15 protein-coding genes are annotated in these 19,093 nt (G+C 56.8%); 10 read left to right on the forward strand and 5 right to left on the reverse strand.

All coding sequences use genetic code 11. The features are described 5' to 3' along the window. Nucleotides 1-50: 50 nt before the first annotated feature. On the forward strand, nt 51-1,199 hold the full coding sequence (locus BSK21_RS04960; protein WP_067549075.1) for a pyridoxal phosphate-dependent aminotransferase: 1,149 nt from the start codon (nt 51-53) through the stop codon (nt 1,197-1,199). Then, entirely contained in the window at nt 1,196-2,416 is a 1,221-nt protein-coding gene (locus tag BSK21_RS04965) for an N-acetylmuramoyl-L-alanine amidase (RefSeq protein WP_067549072.1), read from the forward strand. The genes BSK21_RS04960 and BSK21_RS04965 overlap by 4 nt, the downstream gene beginning before the upstream one ends. On the opposite strand, the gene BSK21_RS04970 is transcribed toward BSK21_RS04965, so the two are convergent. Beyond that, nucleotides 2,403-3,017 (reverse strand): class I SAM-dependent methyltransferase, encoded by a 615-nt coding sequence (locus BSK21_RS04970; RefSeq protein WP_067549069.1) that lies wholly within the window; start codon nt 3,015-3,017, stop codon nt 2,403-2,405. The genes BSK21_RS04965 and BSK21_RS04970 overlap by 14 nt on opposite strands. A gap of 153 nt (nt 3,018-3,170) precedes the next feature. On the opposite strand from BSK21_RS04970, the gene BSK21_RS04975 reads away from it, so the two are divergent. From BSK21_RS04975 to BSK21_RS04985, 3 genes are all read left to right on the forward strand, one after another. Next, nucleotides 3,171-5,690 carry a penicillin-binding protein 1A gene (locus BSK21_RS04975; protein ID WP_067549066.1) on the forward strand — a complete coding sequence of 840 codons (2,520 nt, stop codon included), beginning with the start codon at nt 3,171-3,173 and terminating at the stop codon, nt 5,688-5,690. Nucleotides 5,691-5,781: 91 nt separating this feature from the next. Beyond that, entirely contained in the window at nt 5,782-6,909 is a 1,128-nt protein-coding gene (prfB, locus tag BSK21_RS04980; RefSeq protein WP_067549063.1) for a peptide chain release factor 2, read from the forward strand. Nucleotides 6,910-7,064: 155 nt separating this feature from the next. After that, the gene (locus BSK21_RS04985; protein ID WP_231924766.1) at nt 7,065-7,787 is read left to right on the forward strand and encodes a DUF2189 domain-containing protein; all 723 of its coding nucleotides are present in this window, start codon (nt 7,065-7,067) and stop codon (nt 7,785-7,787) included. A gap of 50 nt (nt 7,788-7,837) precedes the next feature. Here BSK21_RS04985 and BSK21_RS04990 read toward each other — a convergent pair whose 3' ends face one another. From BSK21_RS04990 to bcp, 4 genes are all read right to left on the reverse strand, one after another. Then, nucleotides 7,838-8,335, reverse strand: coding sequence for a polymer-forming cytoskeletal protein (locus tag BSK21_RS04990; protein WP_067549057.1), 498 nt, complete (start codon nt 8,333-8,335; stop codon nt 7,838-7,840). Beyond that, nucleotides 8,325-9,623, reverse strand: coding sequence for a M23 family metallopeptidase (locus tag BSK21_RS04995; protein WP_067549709.1), 1,299 nt, complete (start codon nt 9,621-9,623; stop codon nt 8,325-8,327). The genes BSK21_RS04990 and BSK21_RS04995 overlap by 11 nt, the downstream gene beginning before the upstream one ends. A gap of 167 nt (nt 9,624-9,790) precedes the next feature. Continuing rightward, on the reverse strand, nt 9,791-10,630 hold the full coding sequence (locus BSK21_RS05000) for a ferritin-like domain-containing protein (RefSeq protein ID WP_067549054.1): 840 nt from the start codon (nt 10,628-10,630) through the stop codon (nt 9,791-9,793). A gap of 75 nt (nt 10,631-10,705) precedes the next feature. Next, nucleotides 10,706-11,179, reverse strand: coding sequence for a thioredoxin-dependent thiol peroxidase (gene bcp, locus BSK21_RS05005; RefSeq protein ID WP_067549051.1), 474 nt, complete (start codon nt 11,177-11,179; stop codon nt 10,706-10,708). A 94-nt stretch (nt 11,180-11,273) separates the two neighbouring features. Here bcp and BSK21_RS05010 point away from each other — a divergent pair, with 94 nt between their 5' ends. The 5 genes from BSK21_RS05010 (at nt 11,274) to lpdA (ending at nt 19,057) form a co-directional block, all read left to right on the forward strand. Beyond that, nucleotides 11,274-14,552 (forward strand): DUF3971 domain-containing protein, encoded by a 3,279-nt coding sequence (locus BSK21_RS05010; RefSeq protein WP_067549048.1) that lies wholly within the window; start codon nt 11,274-11,276, stop codon nt 14,550-14,552. Nucleotides 14,553-14,564: 12 nt separating this feature from the next. Beyond that, complete coding sequence (queA, locus tag BSK21_RS05015) at nt 14,565-15,617, forward strand: tRNA preQ1(34) S-adenosylmethionine ribosyltransferase-isomerase QueA (RefSeq protein WP_067549044.1); 1,053 nt, start codon at nt 14,565-14,567, stop codon at nt 15,615-15,617. Between the two features lie 97 nt (nt 15,618-15,714). Continuing rightward, on the forward strand, nt 15,715-16,974 hold the full coding sequence (locus BSK21_RS05020) for an MFS transporter (RefSeq protein WP_067549041.1): 1,260 nt from the start codon (nt 15,715-15,717) through the stop codon (nt 16,972-16,974). Further along, nucleotides 16,971-17,537: a DUF924 family protein gene (locus BSK21_RS05025; RefSeq protein ID WP_067549038.1), complete on the forward strand. Its 567-nt coding sequence runs from the start codon at nt 16,971-16,973 to the stop codon at nt 17,535-17,537. Before BSK21_RS05020 ends, BSK21_RS05025 begins: the two co-directional genes overlap by 4 nt. A 125-nt stretch (nt 17,538-17,662) precedes the next feature. Next, nucleotides 17,663-19,057 (forward strand): dihydrolipoyl dehydrogenase, encoded by a 1,395-nt coding sequence (lpdA, locus tag BSK21_RS05030; RefSeq protein WP_067549035.1) that lies wholly within the window; start codon nt 17,663-17,665, stop codon nt 19,055-19,057. Nucleotides 19,058-19,093: the final 36 nt, after the last annotated feature.

The following is a 19,093-nucleotide window of genomic DNA, read 5'->3' on the forward strand; positions in this document are numbered from 1 at the left end:
CCATGCAAAGGCAAACAGGGGCAGAGCAGATAGACCATAAGAGGCATGACATGCGTGTTTCAAGACGCGGGGCCGTTGATCCCTTTATCGTGATGGACGTGATGGAATCCGCCCGCAAGGCCGAGGCCGAGGGGCGCCACATCATCCATATGGAGGTTGGACAACCGGGAACGGGTGCGCCCAAAGCGGCACTGGATCGGTTGGCGCGGGATATGGCTGAGGGTCCGCTTGGATATACGGTGGCTCTGGGGATGCCAGAACTGCGGGCGCGCATCGCGCAGCATTACGGTGATTGGTATGACCTCGACATGAACCCAGAACGGATCGTTGTGACCGCTGGGGCGTCTGGTGCGTTCTTGCTGGCGTTTACCGCGCTCTTTGATACGGGCGATCGCGTTGGTCTCGGTGCGCCGTGTTACCCCTCCTATCGCCAGATACTTCGGTCGTTTGACCTGAACGCGGTTGATATTCCGACAACGCTTGAGGCGCGGTTCCAACCTGTCGCGGCGGACGTGGCGAACTACGATCTCCAAGGTCTGATCGTGGCCTCACCTGCGAACCCGACGGGCACCATGTTGGGGCAGGGTGAATTGACCGACCTTGCCGCAGCCTGCGCGGGTCGCAATGCGGCGTTCATCTCAGACGAGATTTACCACGGGCTGGACTACGGCATTAAACCCGTCACCGCAGCGTCGGTGACCGACGAGGTCTATGTCATCAATTCGTTCAGCAAATACTTCAGCATGACGGGCTGGCGCGTGGGTTGGATGGTCGTGCCCGAAGACCACGTTCGCGTCGTGGAACGCATTGCACAGAATCAGTTCATTTGCCCGAGCCACGCGGCGCAACGGCTCGCGCTCTATGCTATGGATTGCAAAGAGGAACTGGATGGCAATGTCGCAAGTTACGCTCGCAATCGTGAGCTGATGATTGAAGGTCTGCCCAAGGCAGGCTTTACCAAGATCGCCCCGCCTGATGGTGCGTTCTATGTTTACGCTGATGTTTCCGAATACACCGATGATAGCCTGAGCTTTGCTGCGGAAATCCTTGATAAAGCTGGCGTTGCGGTGACCCCGGGCTTGGATTTTGACACGGTGAACGGCAAACATTGGCTGCGGTTCTCATATGCCCGTTCAACTCCCGATATCGAAGAAGGGCTACGCAGGCTCACCAAATTCATGGAGGACCGTCGGTCATGATCCGCATCGTGGGGGCAGCGGTTCTGGCATGTGTGGGAATGGCATCGCAGGCGCAGGACTTTACGGGTCTGGCGCGGCTGGATGTGACCCATTCGGTGATCGAGGATTCGTGGGGCAAAACAACGGTCGATTTGTTCCTGTCGCAGCCTGTGCCGTGGCGCGTGTTTACGCTAGATGACCCGCGTCGACTGGTTCTGGACTTTCGCGAGATTGACTGGCGAGGCGCGGACAAAGCGACCTTGGATCAATCGGACCGCGTGAGCGACCTTCGGTTTGGAGCGCTGCGTCCAGGGTGGTCACGGATGGTGGTAGATCTGTCCGACGCCATGATCGTGAGCCAAGCAGGGATGCAGGTGAACACGGTCGACGGGACGGCGCGACTGACGGTGAACTTGTCGCCGAGCTCAGACGCGGACTATGCCGCCGCCGCAGGTGCGCCCAGCGATCCAGGTTGGGATATGCTGAATACCGTAGATCCTACTGCGCCGCCTGTCGCGACGGTCGATGATGGTATCCTGACCGTTGTGATCGACCCCGGGCATGGTGGCATTGACCCCGGTGCCGAACGAGATGGCCTGCGCGAGGCGGACCTCATGCTGCAACTCGCTGTCGAAGTGGCGCAAACGATGAACCGGATGGAGGGGATGCGCGCCGTGCTGACCCGCCAGACGGATGTTTTTGTGCCGCTCGAGGAACGGATTTCCATTGCCCGCAGGTCAGGTGCGGATGTGCTGTTGTCGCTCCATGCCGATGCTTTGGATGGGGATGAGATTACCTCAGGCGCATCGGTCTATACCCTCAGTGATCAGGCTCAAGAGGACGCATCCTTGCGCATGGCAGAGCGTCATGACCGTGGGGATCTCTTGGCCGGTTTGGATTTGACGGGCCAAGACGATACGGTCGCGACGGTGCTGATGGACCTTGCTCGCACGGAAACCGCGCCGCAGAGCGATACCTTAGCGGATGCGTTGGTTCAGGCGCTGATGGATACGAATGCACGTGTGAACAGCACGCCGCGTCGCGAGGCGCTCTTGGCCGTTTTGAACGCAGCGGATTTCCCGTCGGCTTTGGTTGAGGTCGGGTTCCTGTCGAACCCGCATGACCGTGAGGCGCTACGTTCTGCCGAAGGGCGGGCTCGGGTCGTTGCGGGGATTGTCCTCGCCGTTCAGCGTTGGGCCAATTCCGAGGCTGCAAAAGACGCGCTTAGACGCCAGTAAACCGAGCGAGCCACACCGTGCGATCGCCGCAGTCGGGGTCTTCGGCCTTGTGCGCGACAACGGTAAAGCCTGCTGCTTCGAGTTCGTGGCGATATCCCGCCTCGGACAAAGAGGCGTGGTAGATTGGGGTGCCTTCGACTGATCCGATTGAGACGCCTTCATCAGGCCCACTGGTGAACATCAAGGCCGCGTTGTCGGCGGCATGGGCTGCAAAAACTGCGAACATGGCGCGTTGATCTGCGGGGGAAAGGTGAAAGAAACTATCCCACGCGAGGATCGCATCAAATTTCTCGCCCAGATCAAGTCTACGCATATCGGCACGAACGGAACGGGCGTTGGGTAAGTTAGATTGGAACAGGGCGATCATGCTCTCTGCCCCGTCAACACCAGTTACAGCGATGCCACGATCAATGAGGTATTCCGCGATCGGACGCCCTGAACCGCATCCCAAGTCCAAGACACGGCGTTTGCCGCGATCATGGGGCGCAACCGCAATCATTCGGTCCAACCAGCGGCGTTCTGTCAAACGGCGGTCGCGGGATGTGGCCCAAGCAGGGCCGACTCGGTCGTAGGTGGCAAGGATGCTTTCTGGCGTGCTCATGCGGCTGATTTGGTCCGTGGATCGCCAAGGGGCAATCCCTACTGTTCAAACCTATGCGAAAGCGGCGTTTTCATGCCGAAAGTGGTGCTTGCGGTTTTGACCTGACCCGCGACCCGCCCTATAAGCGGCGCACCAACCAAAGGGGTCAAACGCGTGCTGCGATTTATCATGTCGTTCTTCGGGGCTATCTTTACGATGGTCACGCTTGGTCTTGTGATGTTCGCGCTGATGCTCGGCGCGATTTTCACATTCTATGGCCGCGATTTACCGTCTTATGAAACTCTGTCGCAATACACACCCAAAACGATTAGCCGTGTGTATTCGGGCGAAGGTCAGATCATCGACGAATTTGCCGTAGAACGCCGTCTGTTTACTCCCTTTGATGAGATCCCGCCGCTGGTTCAATACGCTTTTGTGTCGGCGGAAGATCAGAATTTTTTCACTCATCCGGGTTATGACATCCGCGGTATTGCAGCGGCTGCTGTCGAAGCGATTAAATCCCGTGGCGGTGAGGTACGCGGTGCGTCGACGATCACCCAGCAGGTGATGAAGAACTTCCTTTTATCGTCCGACCGCACGGCAGAACGTAAAATCCGCGAACTGATCCTTGCAACGCGGATTGAGCGGGTGATGGACAAGAGCCGCATCCTCGAACTCTATCTAAACGAAATCTTCCTTGGTCAGAACTCGTATGGGGTCGCGGCTGCGGCACAAACCTATTTCAACAAACCGCTGGCGGACCTGTCACCGGGTGAGGCTGCATATCTCGCTGCTCTGGCACAGCGTCCGGGTAACTTGCATCCCGTGCGCCAGTATGACGATGCGGTTGCTCGTCGGAACTATGTTCTTCGTCGCTTGGCCGAGGATGGGTATATCACTCAAGCGGTTGCAGAGGCCGAGCAGGCGCTGCCGCTGCGCACGGTGCAGTCGGGCGATTACGAAAGCTTCCGTTCGCAGCTACCACCGCGCAACTACTTTACAGATGAAATTCGCCGTCAGCTGAGCCGAAACTTCGGTGAGGACGAGTTCTTTTCGGGTGGTCTGTCAATCCGCGCGACCGTTGATCCCGACCTCCAGACCGTTGCAGAGCAATCGCTCCAGCGTGCGTTGGAAGAATACGACCGAAATCTAGGTATCTGGAATGGCACAGGAAAAACCGTGCCCGCTGATGCACTGGGGAGCGAAGATGATTGGCGTGCCGCACTGGCCGATGTCACCGTCCCGCGTGATATCGAACTGGTGAGCCATTGGTATCCCGCAGTCGTTCTGGCTGTTGAAGATCAACAATTGCGTATCGGGATCGAAGGCGTTCCGACGTCAGACGCCGAACCGCAGGTGGTTCCGCGCGCTGACATCGATTGGATTCGCGGCAACTTCTTTGACAATTTCGACGTCGGCGACGTGGTTCACGTCCGCCGTATGACTGCTGACGCCGATGGGTCGTTTATCCGTTGGACGCTTCGTCAGGTGCCCAAAGTGCAGGGTGCCTTCATGGCGATGGACGTGAACACGGGCCGCGTTTTGTCGATGCAGGGCGGGTTCAGTTATCAGTCAACCGAGTTGAACCGCGCCACCCAAGCCCGTCGCCAACCAGGTTCTGCCTTTAAACCCTTCGTCTATGCGGCGGCTCTTGATAGTGGCTACTCGCCCGCAACGATCGTTGTCGACGCACCGATTGAGATCAACACGCCTCAAGGTCTCTGGCGTCCGCAGAACTCGTCTAACCAATTCTACGGTCCGACACCGCTTCGCACGGGGATCGAACAATCGCGTAACCTTATGACCATTCGTCTTGCCCAAGAGGTGGGGATGGATGTTGTCGCGGAATATGCCGAACGTTTCGGTGTCTATGAGAACATGAACCAGTATCTCTCGGCCTCGCTTGGGTCCGAAGAAACAACGCTGTTCAAGCTCGTCGCTGCCTATTCGATGTTTGCGAACGGTGGCGAACGGGTTGAGCCAACGCTCGTTGACCGTGTTCAGGACCGTTTTGGCAACACCGTTTACCGCCATGACGCCCGTACATGCCTCGATTGTGGTGAGGCGTCATTGCCGTCAGGGCAGGGGCCGACGATCTTATCGAACCGCGACCGTATCATGAACGCTGTGACGGCGTATCAGCTGACTTCGATGATGGAAGGTGTGGTTAAACGCGGCACAGCGTCGAGCGTGATCAACCTGCCTGTGCCGATTGCTGGTAAGACAGGGACGACCAATGACGCCAAAGATGTTTGGTTCGTGGGGTTCTCGTCCAATATCGCGGCTGGTTGCTATATCGGTTATGATAGTCCGACACCGTTGGGCCGTGGCGCTTATGGTGGTTCGATCTGTGGTCCTGTGTTCCAACGCTTTATGGAACAAGCGATCCAAGAGTTCGGTGGTGGCCGCTTTAAGGTGCCTGAGGACTGTCAATTCATCAACATCGACCGCTTTACGGGCGCCCGTTTGCCCGAAGGTGCAGAAGGCCCGAACGTGATCGCAGAGTGTTTCCGCGTTGGCGAAGAGCCGATCTTTGGTGTGATGTTCGATGGTGGTTTTGCAATGTCGGCTGATCTTCCGCTCTTTGAAGAGGTGCAGCAGCAGACCCGCAACGTGACAACTTCGGACGGCAATACCGCGACCGTTGGCCCGAATGCGTCCTTTGGGACGTTGTCGTCGGGTGGACTTTACTGACACTGACTTGCCCGTGCCGCTGGCAAGGGCTATGACGCGACCTAATCCGTCGGGGCCTGTCGCCCTGACCCTAAGACAGACGAGTTGACCCATGCGCGCCGAAACGCAGAACATTGTGAACGCCATCGAGAAATCGATCGACCTTCTTGCTCAGCGGATGGACTGGGAAACTGCGGAATACCGTTTGGAAGAATTCAATGCCCGCGTTGAGGACCCGACCCTTTGGGACGATCCAGAAGGTGCGCAAAAACTGATGCGTGAACGTCAGATGTTGGTGGATCAGATCGCTGGTCTGCGAGCGATCAAACAGGACCTCTCGGATAACCTCGAACTCATCGAACTGGGCGAAATGGAAGATGACGCCGATGTCGTAAAAGAGGCCGAGGACGCGCTGAAGGACCTGAAAGTGCGCGCCGCTGAAAAAGAGCTCGAAGCGCTTTTGGACGGTGAGGCGGACGGCAACGATACCTTCCTTGAAATAAACTCTGGCGCAGGCGGCACGGAATCCTGTGACTGGGCATCGATCCTTGCACGCATGTATGTGCGTTGGGCGGAAAAGAAGGGCTACAAGGTCGAACTTCAATCCGAAAGCCCGGGCGAAGAAGCTGGCATTAAATCGGCTGCCTACAAGATAAGCGGACCCAATGCCTATGGCTGGCTGAAATCAGAATCGGGCGTGCACCGTCTGGTTCGCATTTCGCCCTATGATTCCGCTGCGCGTCGTCACACCTCGTTCTCGTCCGTTTGGGTGTACCCTGTTGTGGACGACAATATCGAAATCGAAGTCAAACCGAACGACATCCGCATCGACACCTACCGTTCGTCTGGTGCGGGCGGTCAGCACGTGAACACCACGGACTCTGCGGTGCGTATCACCCACTTGCCTACGGGCATCGTGACGACCTCGTCGGAAAAGTCGCAGCACCAGAACCGTGATATCGCCATGAAAGCGCTGAAATCCCGTCTGTATCAGATGGAGTTGGATCGCCGTAACGCCGACATCAACGCGGCCCATGAAGCCAAAGGTGACGCGGGTTGGGGCAACCAAATTCGGTCGTACGTCCTGCAGCCCTATCAGATGGTCAAAGACCTTCGCACTGGATACGAGACCTCGGATACCCAAGGCGTGCTTGATGGTGCGCTGGATGGTCTGATGGCGGCAACGCTTGCGCATGGTGCATCGGGTAAATCCCGCGCAGAGGCCAATGCCGACGACTAAGGGTCATCCCCTTAATTCCATATCATAAATACTACTTTGCGACTTGCGTCTCACCCCTTAGCCTTTGACATAAGGTCAAGGGGAGAGGACCATTAATGACGCAAACTGTAGACACACCACCTCCATCACAGATCCCGTTGATCGGGACCCTTGGTATGGCTGATATTTTCGCGGCGCTCAAAGCGGGGATCTACGATTTTCGCCGCGCACCGCAGTTCGGCCTGTTCTTTTCTGCTGTCTATGTAGTGATCGGTTTTGGCCTCATCACTCTTGGGGCAGGGCACGTGAGTTGGGTTCTGGCCACCTCACTTGGCTTTCCGCTGGCAGCACCTTTTGCGGCGGTCGGCCTCTATGAAGTGTCTCGGCGTTTGGAAAATGGACAGCCCCTGATTTGGAGAGACGTTCTTGGTGTGGTCTGGCAGGAACGCACCCGCCAAATCCCGTGGATGGGCGCGATCATTGTGATCTACTTTCTGTTCTGGACTTTCCTCGCTCATATGCTCTTTGCGCTGACGATGGGGCTGTCGGCGATGCGCAACGTGATGACGAGCTTTGATGTGTTTTTGACCGCAGAGGGCTTGCGGATGATCGGGCTCGAACTGATTGTTGGCGCGGTTCTCGCGTTCCTGCTGTTTGCGATGACCGTCGTCAGCCTGCCGCTCCTTCTCGAAAAAGAGATCGATTTCATCACGGCCATGCTGTTGTCGATTCGGACTGTTGCTTCGAACCTCATCGTCATGCTGATCTGGGCTGCGATGATCGCGATCCTTAGTTTGATCGCGCTCGCCCCCGCGTTTTTGGGGCTGATGGTGGTTCTGCCTGTGTTGGGGCACGCCACATGGCATCTCTATCGGCGGGTCCTCTACGATCCCGTCTAACGCAAAAAGGGCGCCCAAGGGCGCCCTTTGTCATTCCATGAAACAGCTGATTACTCAGCGTCTTTGGCAGCTGGAGCAGCTGGCATTTTAGGTTTTGCAGCACCACTGGTCGACAGTGGGTCGTCCTGACGCTGAACCGAGCCTTCAAAGTGCGCGCCAGATTCGATTGCGATGGTTTTGTGGATGATATCGCCTTCGACGCGTGCCGACGAAGTCAGGCGCACTTTTAGGCCACGAACACGACCGATTACGCGGCCATTGATAACAACGTCGTCAGCAACCACTTCACCACGGATCGTTGCGGTTTCTCCAACGGTCAGAAGGTGCGCACGGATATCGCCGTCGACCTGACCTTCGACTTGAATGTCGCCAGTGGTTTTCAGGTTACCCTTAACATGCAGGTCAGACGACAGAATCGAAGCCGGTGCTTTGGGCTTGGAAACAGGCATGTCCATCTTTGGCGCAGAAGCCGGCGCAGGCACCGAAGTTTGTGCTGCGGTTTCGGTCGCTTTCGGACCCGGTTCGTTGATTTTGCTCTTAGAAAACATCTTGTCCAGCTCTTATGTAGATCATCGGATTGATTGCTTCGCCGCCGACGCGAACCTCGTAGTGAAGGTGAGGTCCGGTTGAACGTCCGGAGTTCCCCATATCACCAATACGGTCCCCGCGCGAGACTCTTTGACCTTCTTGGACGCGGATCGCGTTCAAGTGACCGTAACGTGTTTCGATTCCGAACTCGTGTTGGATTTTAACAAGGCGCCCATAACCCGACGACCATCCCGCGTGAGTGATTACGCCGTCAGCGGTTGCGTAGATCGGAGTGCCGACGGGACCAGCAAAGTCGGTGCCATAGTGCATACGACCCCAGCGCATCCCGTAGCCCGACGTAAAGCGGAAGTTATCCCGCACAGGCATAGAGAACGGCGCGCGCTCGGCGGCAATACGGTAGAGGTTGATGCGGTCCATCGACGATAGCAGTTCGTTTGCCCGCGCCGTGTCAGGGTCAGCTTCGCCGCCATTGGTCGAGAACTGCAGCGGGGTGAGCGGACCACCGGTGCCCGAATACCCGCGACGCACTTGATCCAATAGTGTGTCGGTGTTCAGGCCGGCCGCACGGAACATATTGTCGAGCGGCTCAACAGACACCATCATAGCTTCTTCGAGTTGGCGGAAAATCTCGTCGTTGCGCTCTTCCATGAGGCGCAGGTCCAGTTCCAACTCTGCCGCGCGATCGATAGCGCTCTGTGCGTCCGCCTCAATCTGGTCACGCTCTGCTGCGGTGTCAGCCAATGCCGATGCCAGAAGGTCGAGCGCTTCGTTCGAGACGCTGCCTGTTGCGCCAGCTACCGACGTGCCATTCTGAACGGCCGCTTCAAGCGCGGTGATGCGCTGCGATAGATCCTGACGTTGGTTCATAGTGCGGCGCAGGGTGGACTGAATCACCTCAATGCCTGTTTCCAATTCACGACGACGGTCCTCAGAATTTAGCAATTCTGTCTGCATCACCGAAATCTGCGCGAGGGCAGAGCTAAACCGTGCTTGCGCTGCTGCGGCCTCTTCGGCGCGGCGGTCACGTTCGGTTACAAGAGCCTGAAGGCGGGTTTCGTATTCGATCTGATCGCGACGGGCTTGATCGCGGAAGTTTCCCGCGCCAATGCTGTCCATCATTACGATTGCAGTAGCGATAATCGTCCAAGCGAGCACCATTGCGCCAGCGGTCCAAACGAAAAGCTGCATCTCTGACCGAAGGCGAATGAACCGCGTTTCGGTGTCAGAGCGTAAAAACAGCCGCCGTTCTGGAAAACGCTTTTCAAGCGCTGCGTGCAATCTGGCCATCATTCGAGAGCGCAAGATCGTCGTCCTTGTTCTGTCCCAACCCATACAGACAGGGTCCCAACCTATCTATGCGGACGGTGTTAGCGGGCAGGGAGTCGTGGTGCAACGCTTTTGCGCAATTTTGCACAAATTGACGCGCTTTCATGGGGTTGTGCGCGGTTTTTTGCCTAAATTCCCGATGCGCGAGCGGTGCGATCGGGCGTTTCTTCTGCAAGGGGCCAATAAAAATCTGGCGGCAATCCAGCCTCGGCCCGTTTTTCTTCGTTGAAAGGGGGCTTGAGGGCACCGTGAAAATATCGCTGAACCAAAGTGTGGAACGCAACCTTAGGGTCGAGGTCGTGACGACCACAAAGGAAGTGAAACCACTTTGACCCATAGGCCACGTGATGGACTTCTTCGGCGTAGATAACGTTCAACGCCTCAACAGTTGCGTGATCTTTGGCCTGTTTGAACAGTCCGATCATGCCGGGGGTCACATCTAGCCCACGCGCCTCGAGCACCATTGGAACGACCGCCAACCGCCCCATCAGGTCGTCTGCGGTTTCTTCGGCGGATTGCCACATGCCAGCGTGCGCAGGACAGTCACCGTAATGGCTGCCTTCTGCGTGAAGTCGGTCGCAGATCAGGTTGAAATGTTTGGATTCTTCGTCGGCGGACTTTACCCAGTCGTCATAGAAACCAATCGGCATTTTGGTATCGGTGAACCGCGCGATGATGTCCCAATGCAAGTCAACTGCGTTCAGTTCGATATGGGCCACCGCATGAAGCATCGCGATGCGACCTTCTGGCGAACCGGGCTTGCGGCGCGGCACATCTCGTGGGTCCAGCAGGTCAGGCTTTTCGGGGCGTGCAGGCCGCATGGGCGGGGAGGCCGTGCCAATCTCGGGCACGAGACCTTGGGCGCGCGCCTCAAACCACTCTGCCGCATAGCGGCGCGAGAGCGCGGTCTTTTCATGGCCATCTGCCGTGGTCAGCACGTCGCAAGCCATCTGCGCAAGTGGTTTCATTGGTCACCCTGTCGATCGATCATAGGGCAGAGGTGCCTTCCTCTGCCCAAGAGGTCAAGGGCAGAGGTTGCTCTGTCAAAGCGCCTTAACAGCCTCGAGAACTTCCTCGACATGACCCGCAACTTTGACCTTGTTCCAGACGCGCGCAATTTTGCCATCCGCGCCGATCAGGAACGTTGCGCGTTCAATGCCCATGTAGGTCTTGCCATACATGTTCTTTTCAACCCACACGCCATAGCGTTCGCACACATCGCCTTCTGCATCGGACAGGAGCGCGATTTTCAGCCCATGTTTGGCGCTGAACTTTTCATGTTTTGCGACAGTGTCTTTGGAGACGCCCAGAATGACGGCGCCAGCCGCGTCAAAGGCATCAACCATCTCGGTAAAGCCGATGGCTTCTTTTGTGCAGCCGGGCGTGTCATCCTTGGGGTAGAAATAGAGGACGACAGGTTTTCCGCGAAAGTCTGACAAGCTGACGCTATTGCCGCCATCGCGGGGCAAGGTTACGTGAGGGGCAATATCACCGATGTCGGGGCGCGATTGGCTCATTTTATCCTCCGATTGGTTTTGAAATGCGCAGCAGCGCGTGGCAATCTGTGTTCTAGAGCAGAACACCACAAATAAAAGGGGCCATCGGCCAAGGATGTCTGAGGCAGAGGAAAACACGTCTACCAAACCAAAGGTGAAGCCGGTTTGGCGCTCTGTCGTGCGCGGGCTTGCAATATTGTTGGCGGTGCCTGTGGTCTTTGCCATTGTGGCCGGCGTTCTTCTTATCGACCGAGATGTCCGCGCGCCCCAGTGGTTGCAGACCCGGCTAGAGTCCAGTGCGACGCAGATGCTCAACGGTGGGTCGTTGGAGTTCGGCGAAATTCGTTTGAACGTTGGGCGCGACCTGCACCTGCGTGCGCGACTGTCCAATGCGGTATTGCGGGATGCGGATGATGTGACGCTCGCACGTTTGCCCTCCGTTGACGCGCTGATTTCCCCGCGTGGATTGCTGTTCAGGCGTGAAGTCCTTGTCCAAGAGGTGATTGTCTCTGGGGCTCAGGTTGGGTTCTTGCGGGCAGCTGATGGTTCCGTCGCCCTATCGTTCGAGACGAATGGCGCTGCCGTTGGACAGGCTGATAACTTTGTTGAATTGCTAGATGATATTGACGCTGTTCTTGCTGGGCCTGCTCTCGACGCGCTGGAACTGGTGCGGGCGGAGGGGCTGATTGTCAACTATTCTGATGCCCGCGCAAACCAAAGCTGGACGGTCGACGGTGGCGTTGTGACCTTGGACTTATCGAGCGGCGTGACCTCATTGCGCGGGGCGTTCTCGCTTTTGTCGGGGCGTCCTTTTGTGACGGATGTTTCACTGTTCTTTGACAGCCCTGACAATCGCCGCGCGGCCAGTATGGGGTTTACGGTCCGAAATGGCATCGCCCGCGACCTTGCCGTTCAGACGCCAGCTTTGGGGTGGTTGTCGGTGCTTGATGCGCCTGTGAACGCGTCACTTCGGGCCAGCATTGATGATGAGGGTGGGTTAGGTCCTGTCTATGCGTCGCTCGAACTCACTGACGGTTTGATCCAGCCAACACCCGAAGCCCGTCCGATCCCGTTGCGCTATGCGCGGGCATATCTGTCGTATTTGCCGTTACAGGGCAGAGTGTCGTTTGATCGTGCGGAACTGGATACAGATTGGGGCACCATGTCCGCTTCTGGCCAAGCGTTTTTGCGCAATTGGAACGACGGCGGATGGCCAGAGTCGTTCGAAGGCCAATTCAGTCTGCGCGATATCGCCTTGAACCCAGATGGCATGTTTGATGAGCCGCAAACGATTGACGCGGCCTCTGCGGTGATGCGGATGACACTATCGCCATTTGCCATCGATATCGGATCGGTCGACCTACGACTGTCTGATCAAGATATCCATGCCAGCGGCCGGATCACGGCGGACTCCAAAGGTTGGGGCGTGGCGGTTGATGCTTCTGCGGCGGCACTCCATATCCCTGATTTCATGCCGCTTTGGCCTGAGGAAGTGAAACCAGACACCCGCCGTTGGTTTGCGGAGAACCTCACGGATGGTTGGATTCGTGATGCGACTGTCGGCTTACGGATTGTGGCCAACCATCCGCCTGTCATTGCAACGACGGCGAGCTTTGACGGGGCCCGTTTCAGACCGACACCGAAACTCCCGTATATTGACGATGCTGCGGGTTTTGTTTCGATCGCGGATAATCGTTTGGCGATCATGCTCGATCAAGGGACGACCACACCGCCACAAGGGGGATCGATTGACCTGTCAGGCACTGTCATGCAAATCGATGACGTGCGGATCAAAGGAAACGACGGACATTTCACGATCCGCACCGATAGCACGCTAACGGCAGCGCTGTCTTTTTTGGACCAGCCGCCGTTCGAATTTCTGACCAAAGCGGGGCAGCCCGTGACTTTGGCTGATGCACGCGCAGTCGGTGTGACAGAGCTTGTGGTGCCGCTGATCAATCCGATGCCGCCAAACAGCCTGCAGTTTCAGTCCGACTACACATTGCGGAACCTTCGGTCAGATACGTTGGTCCCGGGGCAGCGGCTCACGGCGGCTCAGGCCAGTGTTGATGTGAACAACTCGGGCATTACGGTGTTGGGCAACGCGCAGGTCGGACAGGTGCCTCTAACCGTGGAGTGGAGCCAAGCGTTGGGTCGTGACGCGCCAAAGGTCAGCACGGTGGTCGGGCAGGTCGAAGTTTCGCCGACCTTCTTGTCTCAGTTCAACATCAATCTCCCCGCAAATACGGTGCGCGGCTCCACAATGGCCGATCTACGGATCGATTTGGAACGGGATACGTCGCCTGCGTTTTCGCTGTCCTCGGATATGATCGGGGCGGAGGTGTCGTTGCCCTCTGTCGGTTGGGTGAAACCTGCGGGTCAATCGGGCGAGTTTTCAGTTTCGGGCCGACTGTCCAATCCGCCGCAGATCGACGCGCTGCGTATTCGTGGGGTTGGGTTTAGTGCAGACGGTGCGATGACGCTGAATACAGATGGCACAATGGAGCGAGCCGATTTCGGCGAGGTCACAATCGGGACTTGGTTCGAAGGTGCGGTTGAGCTTATCGGACGCGGCGAGGGTCGTGCCCCTGATACCCAAGTCACAAATGGTCGTTTTGATTTGCGGGGCGCTAAAACCGCTGGCGGGGCGAATGCGGGTGCGCTCATGGCTCAACTGGACCGCCTGACGATCAGCGATGGTATTTACCTTAGCAGCTTCCGAGGTGAATTCTCGGACGAGGGTGGTTTTCATGGAAGCTTTACAGGCGTCTTGAATGACATTGCGCCCGTGCGGGGGCGGTTGGAAACGACCGCGTCTGGCCCTGCGGTGCGAATTTTGTCCGACAATGGTGGCGTTGTTGCTCAAGCCATGGGGCTGCTCGACAACGCACATGGTGACGCGCTGGAGATGATCCTGACCCCAACGGGCACAGAGGGCACTTATGACGGTGTTCTAACGATCAAGAACCTTCAGGTGCGTCAGGCGCCGACACTTGCAGCCTTGCTAGATGCGATCAGTGTTGTTGGCTTGTTGCAGCAGATGAACGGGCAGGGGCTGACCTTTGCGGATGTGGATGCAACGTTCAGATTGACGCCTGATCAGATCATCGTCACGGAGTCTAGCGCCGTTGGCCCAGGTTTGGGAATTTCGCTCGATGGGGCCTATGACATTGCCCAGAGCGAGATGAATTTTCAGGGCGTGATTTCCCCTGTTTACCTTCTGAACGGCATTGGTGCGGTGCTGACCCGACCGGGTGAGGGTCTCTTTGGCTTCAATTATACGCTGCGGGGGACTAAAGGGGCGCAACGAATTTCTGTAAATCCTCTGTCAGCCCTGACACCGGGGATGTTCCGCAATATATTCCGTCGACCACCGCCCCAACTAAGCCAATAGGACCAACGCACTGTGAAGCTAAGCGATTTCGATTTTGACCTGCCCGAAAGCCTGATTGCCACACGCCCTGCTAAGCCTCGGTCGTCAGCACGGCTGCTATTGGCTAAGGGCCGCGAGATCAGCGATCTGCGCGTGACCGACCTCGTCGACGTTTTGCTGGCAGGCGACCGTTTGGTGCTGAACGATACCCGCGTGATCCCTGCGAGGCTCTCTGGTCTGCGGCATCGCGATAGCGCCCAAGGCCACGTATCGGCACAGATCGAAGTGACCCTGCTAGAGCCAAAGGCTGATGGGACATGGGGTGCGCTGATCAAACCGTTGAAAAAGGTCAAAGACGGCGAGGATATCGTGTTCTCTGACCGCCTGACGGCAACGGTTGTTGATCGCATGGACGGGCACGCGCGCGTTCGGTTCAACCTTACGGGCGACGATTTCGATGACGCCTTAGCCAATGCGGGTGCGATGCCATTGCCGCCCTATATCGCGGCGCTTCGGGCTCCTGACGAACAAGATAAAGAAGACTATCAAACCGTTTGGGCGCGCAACACTGGGGCGGTCGCGGCCCCAACCGCGTCGTTGCATTTCGATGATGAGCTCTTGGAGCGGCTCAAGGCCAAAGGGGTCGAGTTTACCTATGTCACCCTGCACGTTGGGGCAGGGACCTTCCTCCCCGTCAAAGTCGATGACATTCGCGACCACAAGATGCATGCAGAGCGCGGGATTGTAACTGCGAAAGCCGCAGAAGAGATCAACGCGACCAAAGCTGCGGGCGGACGGGTTATTCCCGTCGGCACCACTGCACTTCGACTGATCGAAAGCGCCGCGACCGACGATGGTATTGCGGCTTGGGATGGGGCAACGGATATCTTTATTACGCCCGGTTTCAAATTTCGCATCGCTGACGCGCTGATGACAAATTTCCATTTGCCGAAATCAACGTTGATGATGCTCGTCTCTGCGTTGATTGGCGTAGATGAAATCCGAACGATCTATGATCATGCGATTGCAAACGGCTATCGGTTCTTCAGCTACGGCGATGCCTCGCTTTTGATCCCAGATGCATAAAGTCAGAGAACGTAACAGTTCTTTCATCGGTCTTTCATAGACGCGACATGTACAATCGGTATGCTGTCCTGAAATTCTGAGTGAATGAGGGAAAGCGATGATTCAGGTACTTAGCAGATCATGGGCGCTCCTTCTTGGTGTGTTCATGCTTATGATCGGCAACGGCCTTCAGGGGACGTTGCTGGGTCTGCGCGGTGAAATGGAAGGGTTCTCGACGTTCGAGATGTCCGTCGTGATGTCCGCTTACTTCCTCGGCTTCTTGTTCGCGTCGCGTGCTGTGCCAGAGCTGATCCGTCGTGTCGGTCATATCCGCGTGTTCGCCGCGCTGGGCTCTACGATCTCTGCTATTTTGATCCTCTATCCCGCCCTGACCGAGCCATGGGCGTGGGTGCTGGGCCGCCTGCTGATCGGCTTCTGTTTCTGTGGCGTTTATGTGACGGCTGAAAGCTGGCTGAACGACGGGACCGATAACGAAAATCGTGGCAAGGCGCTGTCGCTTTACATGATCGTTCAGATGGGTGGCATCGTTTTGGCTCAATATATCGTTCTTTTGGGCGATATTGGCGGCTTTGTCCTCTTCATTATTCCGTCGGTGCTCGTGTCTATGTCTTTTGCGCCGATCCTTTTGTCTGTGCGCCCGACACCGGCGTTTGAAACCACGAAACCCCTGTCCATTCGACGCCTGATCGAAGTGTCACCCTTGGCCTGTATGGGGATGTTCCTCTTGGGCGGCGTATTCGCAGCACAGTTCGGTATGGCGGCAGTATTCGGGACGCGCGCAGGGCTGACCGTGCCGCAAATCTCCTTGATGATTTCATCGGTCTATGTCGCGGCTTTGTTCCTGCAATATCCGATCGGCTGGATTTCCGACCGCATGGATCGTCGGGTTTTGATCGCGGTTCTATCCCTGATCGGCGGGATCGGAGCTTTCCTCTCGGTCGTGAACGGTAGCTTCGTGATGCTCTTGATCAGCTCGACATTGGTCGGGGGTACCGCGAACCCGCTCTATGCGCTCTTATTGGCTTATGCGAACGACTTCCTTGATCGGTCTGACATGGCTGGGGCCTCTGGTGGGTTCTTGTTCATCAACGGCCTTGGCGCGATCTCTGGCCCGCTGATCGTAGGTTGGGCGATGGATACCGTGGGGGCGCAAGGCTACTGGAGCTACATGGGCATCCTGATGATCGGTCTTTCGATCTATGCGTTCTGGCGGATGACACGGCGGTCGTCGACGATTTCGGTCGAAGACACCAGCCAATACGCGCCGATCATGCCATCGGCCACGCCTGTGGCGCTTGAAGTGGCCCAAGAGGTCTATCTCGACGCGGACCAAAACGCAGAGGAGGCACAGTCATGAGCCAAATAGCCTCGCTGATCGAATTTTGGCGAAACGAAATTGGTCCTAAAGGCTGGTATGCGGGGTCCTCGGACATCGATGATGCGATCACCAAGCGGTATCGGTCCCTCTGGGACGAGGCTGCAGACGGTGGGTTGGGGCATTGGCTCACCGATGCCGAAGGGGCCTATGCCTATCTCCTGCTCACGGATCAATTCCCGCGCAATATGTTCCGCAACGATGCGCGGTCGTTCCTCCTCGACCCTAACGCGCGGGCGGCTGCAAAGCTGGCGATGGATCAGGGGTGGGACATGCAGATCGATGAACCCGAACGGCAATTCTTTTACCTGCCGCTGATGCATTCGGAAAACCTCGTTGATCAGGACCGCTGTATGGCGTGTTTCAAGGACCGGATGCCAAAGATGGGTGCGGACAACCTGCGGCACGCTGCTGCGCACCGCTGGATCATCAAACGATATGGTCGGTTCCCCTATCGGAACGAGGCATTGGGACGAGAAACAACCAGCGAAGAAGCCGAATTTATGCGCCGTGGTGGCTATGCTACTGTATTAGATGCGGCGTAATATTCTGAAAATAATAGGAAAATTCTGCTTTGCGCAGAGGCGATATCTGCCATGTCACAGGGTGGCTAGATCGGCGTGAAAAATTAGTTTAATGTCAAACTAATTTGAAAGCGGAGGAGAAACGAATGGCCGCCAAGAACTTTGACATGATCGTTATCGGCGCAGGTCCGGGTGGCTATGTTGCTGCAATCCGCGGCGCGCAGCTCGGTCTGAACGTGGCTTGCGTGGAGCGCGAGCATCTGGGCGGCATTTGCCTCAACTGGGGCTGTATCCCGACCAAGGCAATGTTGCGCTCGGCTGAGGTGTTCCACCTCATGCACCGCGCCAAAGAATTCGGTCTGTCCGTCGAAAAAGCTGACTTCGACCTCGAAGCTGTGGTGAAGCGCTCGCGTGGTGTTTCCAAACAGATGGAAGGCGGCATTAAGACCCTGTTCAAAAAGAACAAAGTCACCTCGATCATGGGTACTGCGAAACTGGCTGGCAACGGCAAGGTTTCGGTCACCACGGACGCAGGCGTCGAAGAGCTGACCGCGAAACATATTGTGGTGGCGACAGGCGCTCGTGCGCGTGAGCTTCCTGGACTTGAGGCTGACGGCGATCTGGTTTGGACCTATAAAACCGCGCTGACACCGCCGCGTATGCCAAAGAAACTGCTCGTTATTGGCTCTGGTGCGATCGGCATCGAATTCGCGAGCTTCTATAACACGCTCGGTGCTGACACGACTGTGGTCGAGGTCATGGACCGCGTTCTGCCTGTCGAAGACGCTGAAATCAGCGCATTCGCGAAAAAGCAGTTCGTGAAGCAGGGCATGAAGATCATGGAAAAAGCTATGGTCAAACAGCTCGATCGTTCGAAGGGCAAAGTCGTCGCACATATCGAAGTGGGCGGTAAAGTTGAACAGCAGGAATTCGATACCGTCATCTCTGCGGTAGGTATCGTTGGTAACGTCGAAGGCCTCGGCCTCGAAGAGATCGGCGTGAAAATCGACCGCACTCACGTTGTGACCGATGAATACTGCCGCACGGGCGTTGATGGCGTCTACGCGATTGGTGACATCGCTGGTGCGCCTTGGCTCGCTCACAAGGCATCTCACGAGGGCGTCATGGTGGCGGAACTGGCCGCTGGCCTTAAGGCTCACCCGATCAAGCCAAACACCATCGCAGGATGCACCTACTGCCATCCGCAGGTCGCAAGTGTCGGTCTGACCGAAGCCAAAGCCAAAGAAGCGGGCTACGATGTCAAAGTCGGCAAATTCCCCTTTATAGGCAATGGTAAGGCGATTGCGCTCGGTGAACCCGAAGGCTTTGTCAAAACTGTATTCGATGCGAAAACAGGTGAACTGTTGGGCGCCCACATGGTTGGCGCTGAAGTAACCGAGATGATCCAAGGTTACGTTATCGGTCGCCAACTTGAGACCACTGAACAAGACCTGATGGAAACCGTGTTCCCGCACCCGACATTGTCGGAAATGATGCACGAAAGCGTTCTGTCCGCCTTTGGACGCGCGATCCACATATGATCAAAGTGACATAGATAGAGAAAAGGCGCGGATCAC

The sequence above is a fragment of the Marivivens sp. JLT3646 genome (assembly GCF_001908835.1).
Classification (GTDB): domain Bacteria; phylum Pseudomonadota; class Alphaproteobacteria; order Rhodobacterales; family Rhodobacteraceae; genus Marivivens; species Marivivens geojensis.

Excerpts from the sequence above, each read along its gene's own strand:
- BSK21_RS04960 (WP_067549075.1), top strand. The coding sequence starts at position 51 with ATGCGTGTTTCAAGACGCGGGGCCGTTGATCCCTTTATCGTGATGGAC.
- BSK21_RS04965 (WP_067549072.1), top strand. The coding sequence starts at position 1,196 with ATGATCCGCATCGTGGGGGCAGCGGTTCTGGCATGTGTGGGAATGGCA.
- BSK21_RS04970 (WP_067549069.1), bottom strand. The coding sequence starts at position 3,017 with ATGAGCACGCCAGAAAGCATCCTTGCCACCTACGACCGAGTCGGCCCT.
- prfB (WP_067549063.1), top strand. The coding sequence starts at position 5,782 with ATGCGCGCCGAAACGCAGAACATTGTGAACGCCATCGAGAAATCGATC.
- BSK21_RS04985 (WP_231924766.1), top strand. The coding sequence starts at position 7,065 with ATGGCTGATATTTTCGCGGCGCTCAAAGCGGGGATCTACGATTTTCGC.
- BSK21_RS04990 (WP_067549057.1), bottom strand. The coding sequence starts at position 8,335 with ATGTTTTCTAAGAGCAAAATCAACGAACCGGGTCCGAAAGCGACCGAA.
- BSK21_RS04995 (WP_067549709.1), bottom strand. The coding sequence starts at position 9,623 with ATGGCCAGATTGCACGCAGCGCTTGAAAAGCGTTTTCCAGAACGGCGG.
- BSK21_RS05000 (WP_067549054.1), bottom strand. The coding sequence starts at position 10,630 with ATGAAACCACTTGCGCAGATGGCTTGCGACGTGCTGACCACGGCAGAT.
- bcp (WP_067549051.1), bottom strand. The coding sequence starts at position 11,179 with ATGAGCCAATCGCGCCCCGACATCGGTGATATTGCCCCTCACGTAACC.
- BSK21_RS05010 (WP_067549048.1), top strand. The coding sequence starts at position 11,274 with ATGTCTGAGGCAGAGGAAAACACGTCTACCAAACCAAAGGTGAAGCCG.
- BSK21_RS05020 (WP_067549041.1), top strand. The coding sequence starts at position 15,715 with ATGATTCAGGTACTTAGCAGATCATGGGCGCTCCTTCTTGGTGTGTTC.
- BSK21_RS05025 (WP_067549038.1), top strand. The coding sequence starts at position 16,971 with ATGAGCCAAATAGCCTCGCTGATCGAATTTTGGCGAAACGAAATTGGT.
- lpdA (WP_067549035.1), top strand. The coding sequence starts at position 17,663 with ATGGCCGCCAAGAACTTTGACATGATCGTTATCGGCGCAGGTCCGGGT.